Source organism: Streptomyces sp. NPDC002779, from assembly GCF_042888685.1.
GTDB lineage: Bacteria > Actinomycetota > Actinomycetes > Streptomycetales > Streptomycetaceae > Streptomyces.
Window position 1 is genome coordinate 472,394 of sequence record NZ_JBIAQC010000004.1, and the last position, 18,372, is coordinate 490,765.

The 18,372-nt window shown below is 70.5% G+C and carries 16 protein-coding genes; 7 read left to right on the top strand and 9 right to left on the bottom strand.

Features of this window, described 5'->3' with window-relative positions:
- Window positions 1-29: 29 nt before the first annotated feature.
- The 6 genes from ACFYW5_RS14925 to ACFYW5_RS14950 form a co-directional block, all read right to left on the bottom strand.
- On the bottom strand, window positions 30-4,943 hold the full coding sequence (locus ACFYW5_RS14925; RefSeq protein WP_389417372.1) for a DNA repair ATPase: 4,914 nt from the start codon (window positions 4,941-4,943) through the stop codon (window positions 30-32).
- A 79-nt stretch (window positions 4,944-5,022) separates the two neighbouring features.
- Window positions 5,023-7,056 (bottom strand): flotillin family protein, encoded by a 2,034-nt coding sequence (locus tag ACFYW5_RS14930; protein WP_389417373.1) that lies wholly within the window; start codon window positions 7,054-7,056, stop codon window positions 5,023-5,025.
- A 77-nt stretch (window positions 7,057-7,133) separates the two neighbouring features.
- A complete protein-coding gene (locus tag ACFYW5_RS14935; protein WP_389417374.1) occupies window positions 7,134-7,523 on the bottom strand; it encodes a hypothetical protein in 390 nt (129 codons plus the stop codon).
- 184 nt (window positions 7,524-7,707) lie between these two features.
- A complete protein-coding gene (locus ACFYW5_RS14940; protein WP_389417375.1) occupies window positions 7,708-8,571 on the bottom strand; it encodes a cytochrome c biogenesis CcdA family protein in 864 nt (287 codons plus the stop codon).
- A 5-nt stretch (window positions 8,572-8,576) separates the two neighbouring features.
- The gene (locus ACFYW5_RS14945) at window positions 8,577-9,161 is read right to left on the bottom strand and encodes a redoxin family protein (RefSeq protein WP_389417376.1); all 585 of its coding nucleotides are present in this window, start codon (window positions 9,159-9,161) and stop codon (window positions 8,577-8,579) included.
- Window positions 9,162-9,513: 352 nt separating this feature from the next.
- Window positions 9,514-10,047 carry a VOC family protein gene (locus tag ACFYW5_RS14950; RefSeq protein WP_389417377.1) on the bottom strand — a complete coding sequence of 178 codons (534 nt, stop codon included), beginning with the start codon at window positions 10,045-10,047 and terminating at the stop codon, window positions 9,514-9,516.
- A 204-nt stretch (window positions 10,048-10,251) separates the two neighbouring features.
- Here ACFYW5_RS14950 and ACFYW5_RS14955 point away from each other — a divergent pair, with 204 nt between their 5' ends.
- The gene (locus tag ACFYW5_RS14955) at window positions 10,252-11,805 is read left to right on the top strand and encodes a M28 family metallopeptidase (RefSeq protein ID WP_389417378.1); all 1,554 of its coding nucleotides are present in this window, start codon (window positions 10,252-10,254) and stop codon (window positions 11,803-11,805) included.
- A gap of 314 nt (window positions 11,806-12,119) precedes the next feature.
- Here the strand turns inward: ACFYW5_RS14955 and ACFYW5_RS14960 are convergent, their stop codons facing one another.
- The gene (locus tag ACFYW5_RS14960) at window positions 12,120-12,719 is read right to left on the bottom strand and encodes a sigma-70 family RNA polymerase sigma factor (protein ID WP_389417481.1); all 600 of its coding nucleotides are present in this window, start codon (window positions 12,717-12,719) and stop codon (window positions 12,120-12,122) included.
- Between the two features lie 189 nt (window positions 12,720-12,908).
- Here ACFYW5_RS14960 and bla point away from each other — a divergent pair, with 189 nt between their 5' ends.
- From bla to ACFYW5_RS14985, 5 genes are all read left to right on the top strand, one after another.
- Window positions 12,909-13,826 (top strand): class A beta-lactamase, encoded by a 918-nt coding sequence (bla, locus tag ACFYW5_RS14965; protein ID WP_389417379.1) that lies wholly within the window; start codon window positions 12,909-12,911, stop codon window positions 13,824-13,826.
- 109 nt (window positions 13,827-13,935) lie between these two features.
- Window positions 13,936-14,331 (top strand): RidA family protein, encoded by a 396-nt coding sequence (locus ACFYW5_RS14970; protein ID WP_389417380.1) that lies wholly within the window; start codon window positions 13,936-13,938, stop codon window positions 14,329-14,331.
- On the top strand, window positions 14,321-15,037 hold the full coding sequence (locus ACFYW5_RS14975; RefSeq protein ID WP_389417381.1) for a transcriptional regulator: 717 nt from the start codon (window positions 14,321-14,323) through the stop codon (window positions 15,035-15,037). The genes ACFYW5_RS14970 and ACFYW5_RS14975 overlap by 11 nt, the downstream gene beginning before the upstream one ends.
- On the top strand, window positions 15,034-15,987 hold the full coding sequence (locus ACFYW5_RS14980; protein WP_389417382.1) for a threo-3-hydroxy-L-aspartate ammonia-lyase: 954 nt from the start codon (window positions 15,034-15,036) through the stop codon (window positions 15,985-15,987). Before ACFYW5_RS14975 ends, ACFYW5_RS14980 begins: the two co-directional genes overlap by 4 nt.
- Before the next feature lie 22 nt (window positions 15,988-16,009).
- Entirely contained in the window at window positions 16,010-16,372 is a 363-nt protein-coding gene (locus ACFYW5_RS14985) for a BTAD domain-containing putative transcriptional regulator (RefSeq protein WP_389417383.1), read from the top strand.
- A gap of 38 nt (window positions 16,373-16,410) precedes the next feature.
- Here ACFYW5_RS14985 and ACFYW5_RS14990 read toward each other — a convergent pair whose 3' ends face one another.
- Window positions 16,411-16,539 carry a hypothetical protein gene (locus tag ACFYW5_RS14990; protein WP_389417384.1) on the bottom strand — a complete coding sequence of 43 codons (129 nt, stop codon included), beginning with the start codon at window positions 16,537-16,539 and terminating at the stop codon, window positions 16,411-16,413.
- Between the two features lie 220 nt (window positions 16,540-16,759).
- Window positions 16,760-17,404, bottom strand: a complete 645-nt coding sequence (locus ACFYW5_RS14995; RefSeq protein ID WP_389417385.1) for a TetR/AcrR family transcriptional regulator — start codon at window positions 17,402-17,404, stop codon at window positions 16,760-16,762.
- Between the two features lie 64 nt (window positions 17,405-17,468).
- Here ACFYW5_RS14995 and ACFYW5_RS15000 point away from each other — a divergent pair, with 64 nt between their 5' ends.
- Complete coding sequence (locus ACFYW5_RS15000; RefSeq protein ID WP_389417386.1) at window positions 17,469-18,323, top strand: class I SAM-dependent methyltransferase; 855 nt, start codon at window positions 17,469-17,471, stop codon at window positions 18,321-18,323.
- Window positions 18,324-18,372 lie beyond the last annotated feature (49 nt).

Here is an 18,372-nt window from a genome sequence, read left to right on the forward strand (position 1 = left end):
CCGTTACCCGCCGAGGGATCGCCGCGCTCTCAGCCGCCCTCCACGTCCGGGCGAACCGCGTGGCGAGCTGTTGGGTTGGCCATCAGGCGGCGCGGATCAGCGGCCCGGGTGATCGCCGACTCGACGGCAGCGACTCGGTCCGCGAGGAGTCCGAGGGCGGCGACGGCATGGGTGAGGGGGTCGGCGTCCGGGCCGCCGAGAGCGTGTGCGCGCACGTAGGTCGCTTTCAACGTGGCCCAGCGCGCCGCCTGTTCGGTGGTGAGCGTGCCGCGCAGCTCGACCAGTTTCAGGAGGTTGGCCTCGGCGCCGGTGGTGAGGGTCTGGGCCTCGGCCGAGTAGTGGTCGTGGACCAGGGCGGCCAGTTCGGCGTCGTTCATGACCGGCTGGATGCGCTGGGTGATCTTGTTCATGTTGCGGTAGGAGCCCTGGAGTCGGAAGGGCGGTTCCGTCCGCGTGGTGTCGGACTGGGCTGCCGAGGCGATGTACGCGGCGTTCACCGCCAGAACCGTCTGGCGAGCCGTGATCACATGGCGCAGCACGGCCACGATCCGTCCCAGTTCGGCGGGGGAGCAGGGGTGGTTGAGCCGGTCACCGCGGGCCGTCGAGTCGCCTTGCGCGAGGCGGATCAGCAGGTTGAGATCGGCGCGGTCCCGGCCGGCGAGCGGCGCCAGGACGGGGTTGGACGTGAGCGCGTTCTCGACGAAGCTGAGGGCGAAAGCGTCGTCCTTGCCGGTCAGGACGTCGCCCAGGTTCCACACGTCGGCACGGTTGGCGAGCATGTCGGGCACCCGGAAGCGGCTGCCGGACTCGGTGTAGGGGTTGCCGGCCATGCAGACGGCGAAGCGTTTGCCCCGCAGGTCGTAGGTGCGCGGTTCGCCTTCCCGCACGCCCTCGATGCGGCGGGTTGCGTCGCACAGCGGGATGAACGTCTGCAGCAGCTCGGGGGAGGTGTGCTGGATGTCGTCCAGGTAGAGCAGGGTGTTGTTGCCCGCCTCCAGCGCGAAGTTGATCTTCTCGATCTCCCGGCGGGCGGTGGCGTTCGGGGCCTCGGCAGGATCGAGCGAGGTGACGGAGTGGCCCAGCGCCGGACCATTGACCTTGACCAGGAGCAGGCCGAGCCGGTCGGCGACGTACTCCATGAGCGTCGTCTTGCCGTAGCCCGGCGGGGAGATGAGCAGGAGCAGGCCGCCGGTGTCGGTGCGCTTGGACTCGCCGGTGGTGCCGAGCTGTTTGGCGAGGCTGTCGCCGACCAGCGGGAGGTAGACCTCGTCGATGAGCCTGCTGCGCACGAACGCGGACATCACCCGTGGCCGGAACTCGTCCAGCCGGATCCGGGCACGCTCGGCGGCCACCAGCGCGGTGCGGCGGCGCTGGTAGGCGCGGTACTCGGGGACCTCGCGGGCGCGGAACGCCCTGGTGCGGGCGAGGAGTTCGTCGATGCGGACGGTGAGCCTACGGCCGTCGATGCGCGGGTGGGTGCCGAGCAGTCCCTCCACGGTCTGTGTGAGCGGTGCGTCGGACTCGTAGCGGGCCAGGTCCGGGCAGAGCTCGGCGGCCACCGCTTCGGCCAGGTCGCCGGGGGCGATGTCCAGGCCGGTCGCGGAAGCGTACGAGGACAGCCACGCTTCGGCGAGCTGCGTGCGGGCAGCCAGGTCACCGAGGGCGGCGAGGTCGTCGTCGTAGGCCGAAGTCCCGACGGTGCGGCGGAACTTGTCCAGCAGAGTGCGGGCCTGGGTGCTGAGGACGAAGCCGTCGGGGCCGCTGGTCAGCTCGTCGAAGAGGTAGGCGGCGGCGAGCGCCTCGTCGGTGGGACCGGAGACCGATGCCGGGTCCTTTCCTGCCCGGAGGCCGATTGCGTGGGCGAGTTCCCTTTCGAGGTCGGCGATGGTGGGGGCCAGGCCGAACGTCTCCCGGGCGCGCGCCAGGGACACCGCACGGCGAGCCCACGACGCGCGCTCGTCGGCGGTCGTGCCGTGCGCCCAGAACAGCTGAGCCGTGGCCCGGGCGGCGGGCTCGTGGCGCAGGAGGGCCGCGCCCTCGTGCAGGCGCAGCAGGGCCGCGAGGATCAGGACCGTGTCGTGGTCGTGGACCCCACGCTGGTAGCCCTCGTCGTGCGCCGCCTCCGCTGCCTGGCGGACCAGGGCGGGCAGGTCGGCGTCGGACAGGGCCGCCGGGCCGTGCTCGTCCAGGAGGCGGGCCGCGAGGTGCTCGGCGCGGTAGACCTCGGGTGACTCGGACGGCAGCGGGCGGTCCCAGTACGGGCGGGTGGCGGCGAAGTCGGGGTCGGTGACGGGGGCACGGTAGTCCGTGCCGGTCAGCGCGAAGGCGAGACCGTAGCCGTGGGGAACCAGCGTGAGTTCCAGGGGCTGGGAGTTGACCGCGAATCGGTGGCTGCCGAGGCGGATCGTGCGGCCGTCGTCGGTATAGAGGTCGTTACGGTCACGCAGGGAGCGAAGTGCCTCTTGACGGGCGGACTTCAGCCGCCCCTCCAGCTCCTCCGCCCGCACATGGTCGCCGAGTTCACGAAGCTCGTCCGTGACACGGCGGACCTTGGAGGTCATCGGGTCGGAGGTGAAGTACGTGGCGACGGCGTCCGCGTCGCCGAGCGTGGCCGCACGCCGGGCCACGGTGTGCAGGACCCGGGCCGCCGAATCGGCGAGTCGTTCGGCGCGCCGGGCGCGGGTGTCGGCGAGGGTCTGCTTGCGAGAGGAGAACGCCTCGTGGACCTCGTCGCGTTTGTCCGCGAGTTCGTCCAGGAAGTCGTCGAACTCGGCGAACCGGGACTCCAGATTCTCCAACTGCACAAGTATTCGCGCGAGTTGGTTGTCGCACGCCTCCGGGCTGTCGGCGGCCGCCAGAGCACCGGTGACGGCCTGGCCGAGCAGCGCGAACTCTGAGGTGAACTCGGCTCGCCCCTCGCGATCGAGGAGTGCGCGGCGTCGGCCGTCGAGCGTGGCGCGAGCGCGGTTGGCGCCGCCCAGGACCTCGGCGATGCGCTCCAGGATGGAGGTGCGGACGGTGGCGTCACCGATGTCGAGCCCGGCGACGACCTCGGTGACCGTGTGCAGCCCGTCGGCGAGTTCATCAAGGCGAGCGGCGACGGGCGCGGCCTCGGCGACGGTGGAGATGGCCTCGGCGTCGGCGACGAGCCGCTCGACGGCGACCTGGTGCCCGGCGAAGGCGTCGTCACGGGCGAGGTGGCTGACGGCCCGCTGCCCGAAGGTGGCGAGATCGGCCTCGACGCCGGTGGCGAGTTCGTCGATACGCGCGGCGTCCGCGTACCGCAGGTCCTTCAGGGTCAGCAAGTGGCCCTGGGCGAATCGGAGTTCGGTCAACCCGGCGATCCAGGCGGTGGCGTCCCGGGGAGTCTCGCCGCGCAGCCGTCGTACGACCGTGGCGGTGCGCTCGGCGGCCTCGGTGAGGGCGTCGGCGGCCTGCCGAGTGAGGGTCTGGACGGTCTCGAACTCGCCCAGTACCTGCTCGGCCGTGGCCCGCACCTGCTCCAACGGTGTGTGCAGATCGCCGAGTTCGGGCTCGGGCAGCCAGTGGTAGGAGTCCGCCGTCCGCACGCAGGCCGCGACCAGGGCCTCGTACACCTCGGTCGTCGGGGTCGTCTCGGTGACGCCGCGGGTGAGGGACAGACAGTCGGAGATCCCGCGGACGAGGTCGGCGTTGCCGACGCGGGCCAGCCGACCGGTGCCGACGGGCTGGGCGGCGGCGTGGGTGTCGGAGACGAACGGGGAGTTCCACCGCTGCACGGGGTGCACGCGCTGCGGCTCGTCGCCGTCGGCGCGCAGGACCACCAGCGAGCCGTCGCCGAAGAGGGCCCAGCCGTGGCAGGACAGCGGAGTGCTGACCTCCTTGCGGATCATGTTGTACGGCAGCAGGAGGCTGCGGCCCTCCCCCCGCGCGTGGAAGGCGAACAGCACGTCCTCGCCGTTCGGGGAGCGGACCGCACGCTCGAACTCCAGGTCCATGGTGTCGACGGCGTCGAACGTCTTGTACGTCCCGGTGGCGAGACAGTAGCCACCGGGAAACACGATCCCCTGGTCCTCGGGCAGCCGACGGCATGCCTGCCCGATGCCGTCGAGGCGGACGACGGTCTTGGTGAGGGTGTTGAACACCAGGAAGCGGTGCGCGTCCTCTTTGTAGGGACGGATCCGCAGCAGGATCAGGACGCCGACTCGGGCGTAGGCGATGTCGGCGTCGGCGAGGGACTGCAGCGGCTCGTCGACCGGCTCGGCGTAAATGCCCTCGCCCGTCTCGGTGTTGTCCTCCACCTTGACGGTGAGGGTGCCGCCGACCGTCTCGACGAAGATCTCACCCTCGACGCAGACGTGCGGGTGCCGGCCGAGGATGTGGTCCTCGCGGGTGGTCTGCCGCCACTCGAAGTCGTGGGAGGGCGGGAAGACGTGGTCGCGTTCGCCGCGGGCGTCGAGGAAGCGGGGCCGGCCGTCCTCGGCCAGGGCCCAGCGCAGCACGCGGATGTCGTCGGCCTTCTCACCGGTCTGGAAGACGGCCAGCAGCATGCCGTCGACGCGGCGGAGCTGGAGCAGGTGGGCCTGGCGGTAGTAGCGGTACAGGGCGGTGAACTCCCGCCGGAACGCGGCGTCGTCGAGCAGCCCGGGGATCGCGTCGTCGGGCAGCCGCTTCAAGTCGCGGTCGTGCAGCGCGAAGACGTCGCCGACGGTTGTCTCCGGCTTCAGGCCGAGGAAGACGTTGTGGCCGAAGAGCAGTACGTCACCGACGGCGACGATGTCACGGGGCACACAGGCGTGCTCGGTGCGCAGCCGCTCGGTGCCGGCGAGTTCGAACCGGATCGAGCCGAACTCCTCGATGCGGCGGGCGTTCAGTGCCTCGGCGCGGCGGGCCAGCTCGGCCGCCTGCGCGGTGAGCCGGTCGCGCAGCACCTCGTACGTGCTTGTGTCCAGGCCGGTGGTCATGGGTCCTTCCAGGAGGTCGCAGGGAGAACGCGGCCCGCAACTGCCGTCCCCCGTGCGGCAGTTGCGGACCAGGCACCGGTCAGCCCTTGGCGTTGCCGTTGAGGGCGACGAGGGAGGTGTCGGCGAGACCCAGCTCGCCCGCCTTGTCCAGCAGCTGCTGGAGCTGTCCCGAGTTCGCGCCGCCCGACTTCATGAGCTTCATCAGCAGCGCCGAGACGGTCAGGTTCTGCACGTCGGCCGTGGAGACCTGGCCGAGCATCCGGCCCAAGTCGTCCGTGAAACTCGCCGTACCGTCCAGCCAGGGCCCGGCGAGCGCCTGGGCGGTCTCGGAGTGCTGGACGAACCCGTCGAGCCCCTTGCCCAGCGCGATCGAGGAGACGAGGCGGTCGAAGAAGACCGAGTCGCCGCCGACGATGCTGATGTCGGCGTTCTCCAGACCGGTGGCGAGGACCGTGGCCTGCGCCTCGGCGACCTGCCGCTGCACGTCGAGCCCGGCGAGCCGGACGTCCTTCTCGGCCTCCAGCCGCAGCCGGTACTCCTCGTGGGTACGGGACGCCTCGTCGAGCGCGGCCATCGCCGCGGCCTTCTCGGTGAGACCGGCGGCCTCCGCCTTGAGCTTCTCGCCGATGCCCACGGCCTCGGCGAGCGCCTTGGCCCGCGAGCCCTCCGCCTCGGCCCGCATCCGCGCCTCGGCGGCCTCGGCCTCCGCCCGGCCGGCCTTCTCGATGACCTCGGCCTCCTTGTCGCGGACCTGGACGGCGGCCAGGCCCTCCGCGGCGGCCTCCGCCTGAACGCCCTCAGCGAGCCGCAGCTTGGCCTGCGCGTCCAGGTCGGCGGTCTTCAACCGCGCTTCCGCGAGGGTGAGTTCCTCCGCCGCGCGGTGGGTGGCAGCCTGCTCGGCGGCCTCCGCGGCCTTGATGTCCTTGACCAGCCTCTCCTGCGCCTCGGCCTCGGCGGCGATGATCACGGACTGCCGCCGCCGCTCGGCCTCCTCCACGGCACGCAGCTTCTTGATGGACTCCTCCTGCTCGGCGACCGTACGGTCCACCGCGACCCGCTCGCGGACGACCTCGGCGATCTCCCGCTTCTCCGCCTCGACCTCCTTCGAGGCCGCGATCCGGGTCAGCTCGGTCTCCCGGTCCCTCGCGATGACTTCGAGGAGACGGTCCTTCTCGATACGCTCGCTCTCGATGGCGATGACCCGCTCGCGGTTCTTCGCGGCGACGGCGACCTCGCGGGCCTGGTTCTCGCGCTGGACGCCCAGCTGCTCTTCCGTCCTCAGGAACGCGGACTGCGCCCGCAGCCGCTCCTCCTCCACCACCCGCGCCGTCTCGGCCTCCTCCCGCGCCCGTACGGTCTCGATCTCCCGCCGCTGCTTGATCTCGGCGTCCACCTGGCGCCGTTCGAGCTCCAGGATCGCCTCGCGGGCATCGACGTTCTGCCGGGTGATCTCCTTCTCCTCGGTGCGCTGCGCCTCGTTCGTGGCCACGTGCTCCACGACCGTCAACTCGGTTATCTTGCGGATGCCTTGGGCGTCGAGGACGTTGGCCGGGTCGAGCTGGGTGATCGGCGTCTGCTCCAGGTAGTCGATCGCCGCGTCCTCCAGGTGATACCCGTTCAGGTCGACGCCGATGACCTCGATGATCCGGTACCGCAGCTCCTCGCGCTTGGTGTACAGGTCGGTGAAGTCCAGCTGCTTGCCGACGGTCTTGAGGGCCTCGGAGAACTTCGCGTGGAACAACTCCTGCAGCGTGTTCCGGTCGCTCGCCCGCGCGGTGCCGACGGCCTGGGCGACCTTGATGACGTCCTCGACGGTCTTGTTGACCTTCACGAAGAACGAGATCCGGATATCGGCACGGATGTTGTCCCTGCAGATCAGTCCCTCTTTGCCGGCACGGGTGATCTCGATGGTCTTCACCGAGATGTCCATCACCTCGGACTTGTGAAGCACCGGCAGCACGACTTGTCCGGTGAAGGTCACATCGACCTTCCGCATCTTGGACACGATCAGCGCCTTGCCCTGCTCCACCTTGCGGAACAACCGGGCGACGACGAGTACGACGAGCAGGCAGACGGCGACGAGCACGCCGACGCCCAGGATCATGGCAGTCATGGATACGTCCTTGAGGCGTAGCGGAGTTGAGGCGACAGGCAGGTACGCGAGAAGGGAAAGGGGGCGACGTCCGCGGCTCAGGCCGCGGGATGCCAAGGCCCCGGTTCGTCCGGGGAGAGGCGGTGCAACCGCCGTACGATCCAGCAGGTGGTGGGCCAGGCCACGAACAGCGCCCCCACGGGGACGGCCAGGCGCAGCAGCCCGGTGGCCGGTCCCTGCGGCGCGACCGCGGTCAGGGCGACGGTCGCCCCGACACTCAAGGCCCAGCCGACCACGGTCAGCAGCGTGAAGGCGACCGCGACCGGCACGCCGCTCAGGCGCTGTGCCCGCAGATCCACGTCCGTGTCGAAACTGTCGGGGGTGGTGACGCCCACGGCGACCAGCAGCCAGAAGCACACGACCACGACGAGCGCCGCGGTCAGCAGGATCGTGGGAAGCCCCGTGGCGGCAACCAGAAGGGTTCGCATGTCCCGATCCCCCCTCACCTGAGCGTTCCGCCGTGCTGTCCTCGCCCCATGCTGGCCGACCGGCCCACGGCCGTGCATTGCCGGATCCCGGCAGTGTTCGACATGTTCTGCATGCCGGAGCCTGCAGCGGCCTGGGCCTGCGGCCGGGTGGGTTGGTGCTTCGGTGGCTTGGGCGGGGTGATGCTCAGACGATCTGCCGTTGCCGCAGGCGGCGTTGCCTCAGCCGCAGCGGCACGACCACTGCGATCAGCAGACCGACGAAGACGAGCAGGGCCATCGCCGGGCTTACGGCGTCCAGGGCGTCGGCGATGGCGCGCTGAACGGTGCCCGCCGCGTCGATGACCGGGTCCTGGACCGTGGGGTCGTCCTGGACGCGGATCTCGTACCAGCCGTAGTAGGCCACGTAAGCGCCCACGAGGAGGAGCAGAGCGCCGCCGAGGCGGGGTGCGAACGAGCCGATGCGGCGCAGGCGGGTGACGGCGGTGGCGCGGGTCAGGGCGACGGTGAGCGAGGCGATGCCCACGACCAGCCCCATCCCGCCCGCGTAGGCCGCGAACAGGGCGACGCCCTCGCCGGTGGAGCCGCTGCGGAAGGCGGAGACCACGATGGCGAGGAACGGTGCGATGGTGCAGCCCAGCGAGGCGGTGGCGTAGGCCATGCCGAAGAGCATCATGGAGGGCAGGGAGCGGGTGACGGTGGGTGCCCGTCGGATCTTCGGCGCCAGGGTGGGCAGTTGTCGCCCGGCGAGCATCCAGGCACCCGCGATCGCCATGAGCAGCCCGAAGCCGATGGTGAACCAGGGCAGATGCTGCTGCACCTGACCGGCGACGGGTTGCACGGCCAGGCCGAAGATGCCGAACAGCGCGACGAAGCCGACCGTCATCGCGGCGGTCGCGATCAGGGCGCGGCCGAGGGAGACCGCGCGGCTGGGGGAGTCGTCGCCGAGGACGAGCAGGGACAAGTAGGCGGGGAGCAGGGCGAAGCCGCACGGGTTGACGGCGGCGAGCATGCCCGCGCCGAGGGCGAGGGCGAGAGGCAGGTCGGACATGGGGTTCAGCCGGTGAGCCCGGCGACCTTGTCGGCCAGGCCCTCGCCACCGGGCAGGACACCCTCGTAGACGGTCTTGCCGGCCTTGTCGAGGATGACGTAGCGGCTCTGCTCGGTGACCTCGAACCGCTTCCAGAGGGCACCGTCCTCGTCGGACAGGTGGGGGAAGGAGGCGGTGTCCGTCTCGGCGACGAAGTCCTTCATGGCGGCGTTGGTGTCGAGGCCCGCGATGCCGACCACGTTCGCCTTGCCCGCGTAGTCGGCGGCGACCTTCGCGGTCTCGGCGGCCTGGGCGCGGCACTTGGGGCACCACGGCGCCCAGAACCACAGCACGGTGGGCTTGCCTGCGAGGGTCTTGCCGTCGAAGGGTTCGCCGTCCACGGTGGTGCCGGAGAAGGTCAGCGCCTCGGGAACCGCGGTCCCCGCGCCGCCCGCGTCCGACGGGGAGGCTTGTCCGGTGGCGGATGAGGCCGGGGAGGAGGCTTTCGGCGCCGAGTCGCCTCCAGAGCCGGAACTGCCGTCCGAACCGCAGCCGGTCATGGTCAGCAGGGCGGCGGCCAAGGCGGCCGGGACGAGGGCGCGGGCGCGCATGAGGACTCCTCTGGTTGTGGGCTGCTGCGACTGTAGGTCTCCTGGGCCTCGCAGGGCAGGGCGGCGATCTTACGGTTCGATGACGTCGGCCTGCGGTGCCCTGGGGGCGTGGGCTGAGGCGGCGTCCGGCAGCGTGCGGGAGGCGGTGCCCGGGTGGCGGCACCGCCTGACGTCGCAGGCCGACTGGGCCCGTGGCCGGGAGGTCGGCGCGGGTTAGCAGGTTGGCGGCGGAGAGAGGCCGGTCGCCGCATCCGGCGGTGTCGATGGAGGCCACCGCGTAGCCGTACACCGGGCCCCCGACCCTCGCCGAGGTCGCTGCGGACCCGCCGCGCCGACGCCAGGCCGCAGTCCGTCAACCGGCGGTCTTGACGGGTGCGCTGCTCCGTCCATGGCGGCGACCGCTGAGTTCGACGTCGAGCGTCTCCTGAGCCACCCGCATGCCCTCGGCGTGCACGGGATCCTGCAGACGCCGCCACACCTCTTCCTCAGTGACGTCCTCGACGTGGCTGGTCACCCACCAGATGTTGCCGAAGGGGTCCTTGATCCGCCCTCCGCGCTGTCCGAAGGCGTTGTCCAGCAGGGACGTGACGACCTGGCCGCCGGCTTCGACGGCACGCGAGAACGCCTCGTCCGCGTCGGCGACGAAGACACGCAGCAGGCTCGGCATGGGGGGCCAGTCGGGGCGTCGGTCGAAGGCCAGCACAACGGTGTCACCCACTCGGATCTCACCGTGCCCGATCAAGCCGTCCTCGGTCTGCACCCGTGCCAGTTCCTCACCTTCGAACACCTGCGCAATGAAGTCGAGCAGGGCCCCCGTGTCATCGGTGACGACCCAGGGCGCGACGCTGGTGTAGCCCTTCGGCGCGGTGCTGGTCTGCTGGGACATCGTGGTCCTTCCGCTGATGTTGGCTGACGACAGCAACCGTAGGAGCCGAGTAGGTCACATTCCGTCCTAGATCACAGGGCGCGGCACCAATGGTCCCCGAAGTTGAACTTCGTCTTGGCAGTGGGCAGTCATGGGGTTAACGTGCCTCGACCGTGTTCTCCCGAACCGTCGATCTGCCTGTTGAACTGCCGTGAGAGGACCACTATGTCCGCACGTCACAGAGTCGCGGTGACCGCCACCCTGGCCGCCGCTGCACTCGTCTCCCCCCTGCTCGTCGCCGGACCCGCCACCGCGGATGCCGACAACGCGAGCTGGTCACATCGGGGTGACGCACTGGCGAGGAAACTCGTCAAGGAGTCCACAGCCACCAACGCCTTTCGCCACCTGAAAGCCTTTCAGGCGATAGCGGACCACAACGGCGACACCCGAGTGGCCGGTAGCAGGGGCCATGAATTGTCGGCCGTCTACGTGGAGGCGGTGCTCAAGGCCGCCGGCTACGAGGTCTCCCGGCACGAATTCGACTTCGTCTACACCGACGACATCGCCGAGTCCCTCACCGTGGTCTCGCCCACGCCCCGCGACATCCCCATCCAGCTGATGACGTACACCGTCAGCAGCCCCGAGGGCGGCGTCACGGCGGACGTGGCCGTCGCTCCCGTGGACGCCGACGGCACCAACGGCTGCGAACCCGCCGACTTCGCCGCCGGCGCCTTCACCGGCAAGATCGCCCTGATCAAGCGCGGCGGTTGCACCTTCGCCGCCAAGCAGGCCAACGCCCACGCGGCGGGTGCGGTCGGCGCCGTGATCTACAACAACACCGAGGGCGCGCTCAACGGCACCATGGGCGACGCGACGTCCGGCAAGATCCCCACCGGCGGCATCACCCAGGCCGACGGCGAGGCGCTGGCCGCCGAGGCGGCCAAGGGCCCCGTCAAGGTCACCCTCGACATCCGCGAACTGCGCGAGAACCGCACGACGTTCAACGTCGTCGCGGAGACCCGTGGCGGCGACGAGGACAACACCGTCTTCCTCGGGGCGCACCTGGACTCCGTCTCCGACGGCCCGGGCATCAACGACAACGGCTCCGGCTCGGCCGGCATCCTCCAGGTCGCCCAGAAGCTGGCCAAGTCCCAGGACAAGATCAAGAACAAGGTGAAGTTCGCCTGGTGGTCGGCCGAGGAGTTCGGCCTGGTCGGCTCGGAGGCGTACGTCGCCTCGCTCACGGAAGAGCAGAAGAAGCAGATCAAGCTCTACCTGAACTTCGACATGATCGCCTCGCCGAACGCCGCCTACTTCGTCTACGACGGCGATGACTCCGACGCCACCGGCGCCGGCCCCGGCCCCGAGGGCTCGGCCCAGCTGGAGAAGGGCATCAACGACTTCCTCGACTCCAAGAACATCCCGCACGAGGGCACCGATTTCACCGGCCGCTCCGACTACGGCCCGTTCATCGAGGTCGGGATCCCCTCCGGCGGCACCTTCACGGGCGCGGAGGGCATCAAGACCGAGGCGCAGGCCGCGAAGTTCGGCGGCGAGGCGGGTGTGGCGTACGACGTGAACTACCACGCCCCCGGTGACGACATCGACAACATCAACATGCGGGCGTTCGACGTCAACATCGACGTCATCGCCGATGCCGTCGGCCACTACGCGTACGACCTCGCACCGCTCACCCAGCCGGTGGAGTCCGTCCCCACGGACGGTGACTCCGGCAGCGGCGGCGGCCTGCACGACGGCCACGCGCACGTGACCGAGTAGACGGTCCGCGGACCGGTGTGGTGCGGCCCTCGTCAGGGGGCCGCATCCGCGAGGGGAGCCCCGCCCGGCGTGCTCCGCGAGGAAGTCGGTCAGCTCCTGGCCGGTACCGGGGGCCCGGCCGAGGCGGCCGTCGACCCGGCCCTCCCACACAGGAGACGGCGGCCGAACGGCTCGATCTGTTCTTCAGCACCTGGCGCCGCCACCTCACCTCTGGCGTCGAAAGGGTCGCCGAACTGCTCCGGCAGCACGAACTGAGCGGCACGCCGCTGCCCGTTCCGGACGCGCCGCCCGTGTGAGGAGTCACGGATCTCACGTCAGCGGGTGAGGTCCGCAGCCGCGCCCCGCGCCTCCAGGGCCCGCCTCAGGGCGCGCAGCGCGTAGCACGACCGCGACTTGACGGTGCCCAGGGGAATGCCCAGGTGTTCGGCGGCCTGTGCCGCGTTGAACTGGCCGTAGTAGAGCAGGCAGATCACCTGGCGCTGCTGTTCGGGCAGGTCTGACAGGGCGTCCAGGATCAGCCGGCCCCGCAGGAGTTGATCGGTCGGATCCGGTACCGACAGGTCGAGGGTGGCGAGCGGCGTGCAGTCCGCGGGGCGCCGCCGTTCGGCGCGATGGTGGTCGATCGTCAGGTTGCGCACGGTGGTCCACAGCCATGGTCTGACCTCGGACGCGTTCATGCCGAGAGCCGAGGCGTGTTTCCAGGCGCGCAGGGCCGCCTCCTGGAGGATGTCCTCGGCCCGGTGCCAATCGCCGCCCAACAGCCGGGCGGCGTACCGCAATGTCGATCCTCCGTGTTGCTCGTACAGCTCGTCGATGAACCGGTCACGCTGCTCGTCCGCAGTGGTCAGCAGTGGCGTGGGCAGAGCAGACCAGTGCCCTGAGCGACCAGTCCAAGACCGATATGGGTAAGTGATTGATCAATTCTGCATATCGTCCCTGTTCGGCCCGCCGGTCAGCTGCGCGTGGTGGCGTGTGACCGTCACAGAACAGTGACGCGTGGCGTTCTTTTCAGGCGCCGTCATGAACCCTTCGTCCGCCGACGGCGTGGAACCAGCGGGCCGGCGCATCCGCGAGTCCGGCCGTGATCTGTGAAGGGACACCACGTGCGAGCCACAACGACGAAGACCTGGACCCGTCGCTCACTGCTCCTCGCCGGCGCCGCCGCGGCCCTCGCGGGCGGCCCCGTCATGCCCTGGGCCGCTAGCGCCACCGGGCGCCGGGACGACGCCGTGCGATCACTGCGGGCCCTGGAACGCCGGCACGGAGCCCGGCTCGGGGTGTTCGCCTGGAACACGGTGTCCGGCGAGACGGTACGCCATCGGGCCGACGAGCGGTTCCCCATCTGCTCGGTGGCCAAGACGCCCGCCGTCGCCGCGGTGCTCCGGGACCTCGACCGGGACGGAACGTTCCTCGCGAAGGTCATCCGGTACGGATCGGACGACGTCACACGATCCGGGTACGCCCCGGTCACCGGACTTGCCGAGAACCTGGCCCACGGGATGACGGTCGAAGACTTGTGCGCCGCGACCATCACCCACAGCGACAACACCGCCCTGAACCTGCTGGTGCGGGAGCTGGGCGGCCCGACCGCCGTCACGTGTTTCTGCCGTTCGCTCGGTGACGACGTGACCCGCCTGGACCGCTGGGATCCGGAGCTGAACTCGGCCGAACCCGGCCGCGTCACGGACACCACCTCCCCGCTCGCCATCGGCAAGACCTACGCGCGACTCGTGCTCGCCCGGGCGCTCGCCCCCGCCGACCGGGAACGCCTGACGGGGTGGCTGCTGGCCAACACCACGGGCGACAACCGGATCAGGGCCGGCCTCCCTGCGGACTGGACGGTCGCGGAGAAGACGGGCACCGGGGAGTACGGCACCACCAACGACGTCGGCGTGGCCTGGACGCCCCAGGGGGAGCCGGTCGTGCTGGCGGTCCTGTCCACCCGGCCGGACCCCGAGGCGCCGGCGGACGAGCCCTTGCTGGCCCGTGCGGCGGCCGTCATCACCGAGGCCCTTGGCTGAGCGGGGCTCTCGGCCGACCGACGCTCTTCTGGAATCTCAGTCCAAGTGCTAGATTTGCAGTCCAGATAGTTGCCGGGCGGCGAAGGCGCCTGTCATCGGGAGGCGCGAGATGCCGTACACAGAAGTCAGCGAAACCGACGATCACCCCTATCCGGTCGCCCGCCGCAGCGGCGACCTGGTGGCGGTGTCCGGGCGGCTGGGGGTGGACGAGGCGGGAGTGCTCGTGCCGGGCGGCTTCGAGGCCGAGTGCGCCCGGGCGTTCGCCAACCTGGACGAGGCGCTGAGGTCGGTCGGCGCGACCCGCGCGGACGTCGTCCAGGTCGTGGTGTACCTGACCGACGTCACCGACCGGGACCGCCTGAACGTCGCCTACGGGAACTTCTTCGACCGGCCCCGGCCCGCCCGCTCCTGCGTCGGCGTGGCGGCGCTCCCGTACGGAGCCTGCGTGGAGATCGAGGCACTCGCCCACCTGCGGACGTCCGCCGGGGCCACCGATGCCGTCTGAGGAGCGGGTACGGGAGCAGGACGCGATCCTCGTGGCAGTGACCCCGGTGGCCGACGGCCTCGCCGCCACGCTGGGGTCCTTCTGCGAAGTGGTCCTGCACGACTTCCGGCGTCCGGATCGCTCGGTCGTGGCCATCGCCGGTTCGGTCACCGGACGTCAGGTGGGCGGGGCGATGAGCGAGATCGGCATGGGCCTCGTCGCCCGCGGGGACGAGGCCGCCGACGAGCTGAACTACGTCACCCGCACGCAGACCGGAAAGCTCGTCAAGTCGTCCACCATGGTGCTGCGCGACTCGGCCGGCACCGTATTCGGCGCCCTGTGCGTCAACCTCGACGTCACCGCCGTGCACCAGGCGGGCGCCCTGATCGCGGGCCTCGCCGGGGCGGCCGATGCGGCTCCGGTGCCCACGACCACCTTCGGCAACGACATCGACTCCGTGGTGGACTCCCTCGTCGACACGCATCAGTTGCGCCAGGGCAAGCCCTGGAGCGCCCTCGACCGCGACGAACGCCTGCGCCTGTTCGGCGCGCTGGACGCCGACGGCGTCTTCGCGGTCCGCGGCGTGACCCAACGGGTCGCCGAACGGCTCGGCATCTCCCGGGCGTCCGCGTACAACTACCTCGCCCAAGCCCGGGCCAGCGCTCCCGCGCCGCCCCAGGACGGCACCGGGAGCTGGCACACCCATCGGAACGGAGAACGAACATGACGGTCACCCTGACCGACGTACAGGACGCCGCCGCGCGGATCGAGGGAGTGGCGCACCGCACCCCGGTGCTGCGCTCGCGCACTCTGGACGCCCTGGTGGGCGCCGAGGTGCACGTCAAGTGCGAGAACCTGCAGCGTATCGGCGCCTTCAAGTTCCGCGGTGCCTACAACGCGGCCTCCCGGCTGTCACCCGAACAGGTCGCCCGGGGCATCGCGGCCTACTCCTCCGGCAACCACGCCCAGGCCGTGGCGCTGGCGGCCCGCGAACTCGGCACCACGGCGGTCATCCTCATGCCCGAGGACACCCCACGCTCCAAGGTCGAGGCCACGCTCGGCTACGGCGCCGAAGTGGTCACGTACGACCGCTACACCGGAGACCGTGTCGCCATCGGCGAGGCGCTGGCCGCCGGCCGAGGGCTCACCCTCATCCCGCCCTACGAGCACCCCGATGTCATCGCGGGCCAGGGCACCGCCGCCCTCGAACTGATCGAGGAGGTCGGCGACCTCGACGCCCTGGTGGTCCCGGTCGGCGGCGGCGGGCTGATCGCCGGCAGCGCCACCGCCGCCAAGGGGCTGCTGCCCGGCATCAGCGTGATCGGTGTCGAGCCGGAGGACGGCGACGACACCAAGCGCTCGCTGGAGGCGGGCCGGCGGGTCTCCGTGCCGGTGCCGCGGACCATCGCCGACGGACAGGCCGCGGACATCCCCGGAGAACTCACCTTCTCCCTCAACCAGAAGCTCGTGGACGACATCGTCCTGGTCAGCGACGACGAGATCCGGGACGCCATGCGCTTCGCCTTCGAGCGCATGAAGACCGTCGTGGAACCCAGTGGCGCCACGCCCCTGGCCGCGCTGCTGGCGGGCCGGATCGATCCGCTGCCCCGCCGCGTCGGAGTCATCGTCTCCGGCGGCAACATCGACGCCCGCCGGTTCGCCGAGGTTCTCGGCTGACACCTGCGCTTCCAGTGGGGGAGTGGCGAGGGCACCGAGGCCGAGGTGCCGGTATCCCGTCAGATCGGCTGGGTGCCGGTGGCCATCCGGCTCTGCGCGTCGGCCTGGTGCCACCGGTATCCGTACAGGGGCACAACTGCCGCGAGGGTGCGCCTTTTACGGGCTCCTGACTGCTGTGTACGCCTCGGGGCGAGCCGCAGAGGCACTCCGCCGCTTCGAGACGGTAGGCCGCACCCTGGCCGAAGAGGTCGGCACGGACCCCGGGCCGGAGCTGCGCCGGGTCCACGAAAGCATCCTCCGGCACGACGTCTTCGGCGCCCCCGGACCCGACCCCACGCCGTGGGAGTCCGCTTCCGGGACGGCTCTCGCGCACACGCTCTACTGACGCACACGCGCCCGCAACTCCTCGGCGTGCGCGCGCAGTTACCGCATCCGATACGACTCGCCCTGGGCGAAGCGGCGGCCTTGGGCGTCGTAGAACGGTTCCCCGCGCCACAGTGCCAGCGCGGTATCCACCTCACGCAGCTCTTGCCGTTGGCCGAGCACGTCCACGGGCGGAGCGGACCGGGTCGGGTCGGGCGGTGTGCGTTTCGCGTGTGGTCGGCCGATGCGTTCCGAGCATCTGCACGGTCCCGGTCACTTGCTTCCCCCTTGCCGGCGGTCACCCTGACGAACGGCATCGTCGTCCCGGGCACTGCTCACACGGCAGACCGATTTCCTGCTCACTCGCTGATTGCCGGACCAGGGCCCTGTCCTGTCTCTCTGATCTTGATCAGGGGGATGAGTCCTGACCGCTGACCATCAGCTGAGAGCAGAGGGTGTCGTAGGCCCATCGCTCCCATTTGTCCGGCGGCCAGGCGCGGTCGCGGGTCAGGACCAGGAAGAGCTCCGGACTGAGCAAGGCGTAGACGATGTCAGCCACCTCTGTGGCGGAGAGGGCGGGGCGGGCGCCGGGCTTCTCGGTCAGGGCCCTCGCGGCTGTCGAGATCACTGTGTACCGCGGGTTGGTCCGCTGGGGCCACAGCTCCCGGATTTCCGGGTTGGTCGCTGCCGCGGCGCGGACCATCTCGTCGATGGCTGCGACCCGTTCCAGTGTCCGGCGGGTGCCGGTGACCAGTGCGGCCAGGGCGGACTCGGCGGTGGGCGCGGTCGTGACCTCCGCGAACCACGGCCGGTCCATCGTGGGCACGGGGTCGTCGTCTCCCGCGATCGCGACGTCGACCAGTTCCTTGAGCAGGGTGGGCTTGTTCCGGAAGACGAAGTAGATCGTCTGCACCGCCACGCCCGCCCGGTCGGCGATCTCCTGCAGCTTGGTCGCCCCGTAGCCCTGCTCGACGAACAGGTCGGCGGCCGCGTCGATGATCCGCCGCCGTGTCTCTCGGGCCTTGTCGCCCCGCTTTCCCTTGACCTCAGTCATGACTGGAGTCTATATCTAGAGTCGGACTCTAGAGGTCAACTCTAGTCAATGGAGGGTGAGAGTCATGCACGCCATCGCCAACCGTCAGCAGGCCGAGGCATGGAACGACTGGGAGGGCATCCACTGGGCCGAACACTCCGAGCGCTACGACGCGATGATGGGCGCCTTCAACGCGCCTCTGTTCGCCGCCGCGGGCATCGCGGCCGGCGAACGGGTCCTCGACGTCGGCTGCGGCACCGGCCAGACGACCCGCATCGCCGCGCGGCAGGCGTCCGACGGTTACGCCGTCGGAATCGACCTGTCCGCACCCATGCTGGAACGCGCCCGACGCGATGCCGCCGCGGAGGGCATCGGCAACGTCACCTTCGAGCAGGGCGACGCCCAGGTGCATCCGTTCCCCGGTAGCGGGTTCGACGTCCTCCTCAGCCGCGGCGGTGTCATGTTCTTCGGCGACCACATCGCGGCTTTCACTCATCTCAGGCACACGCTCGTGCCGACGGGGCGACTCGCGTTCCTCGGCCCTCAGCCCGGGGGCCCGGACAGTGCCTACGCCCGTGCGACCGCCGCGCTCTCACCGTTCCTGCGTGAAGCGTCCCCCGCCGCCAGGGGTATGGGCTCGCTCCTGGACCCCGCGCGTATCCGTCAAGTCCTCACCGCCGCCGGGTTCACCGACATCGACGTGACCCCCGCCGAGGCTCCCATGACGTTCGGCGCCGACGCGGGCTCCGCCGTCGACTTCCTCTTCGCCATGGGCCCCACCCGCTACAACCTGCGCGAAGTGAACCCCGAGACCGTCTCCCGTATCCGTGCCGAAGTGCATGACGCGCTCGCGGAGTTCGAGACGTCCGACGGGGTCCGCATCCCCGGGTCCGTCTGGATCGTCACGGCTTCCAGGGGGCATGCCCAAGAGCGGGTATGAAGTCGCTGACCTGCACCGGCAAGGGCGCATTGAGCTGGAGGCCGGAGCG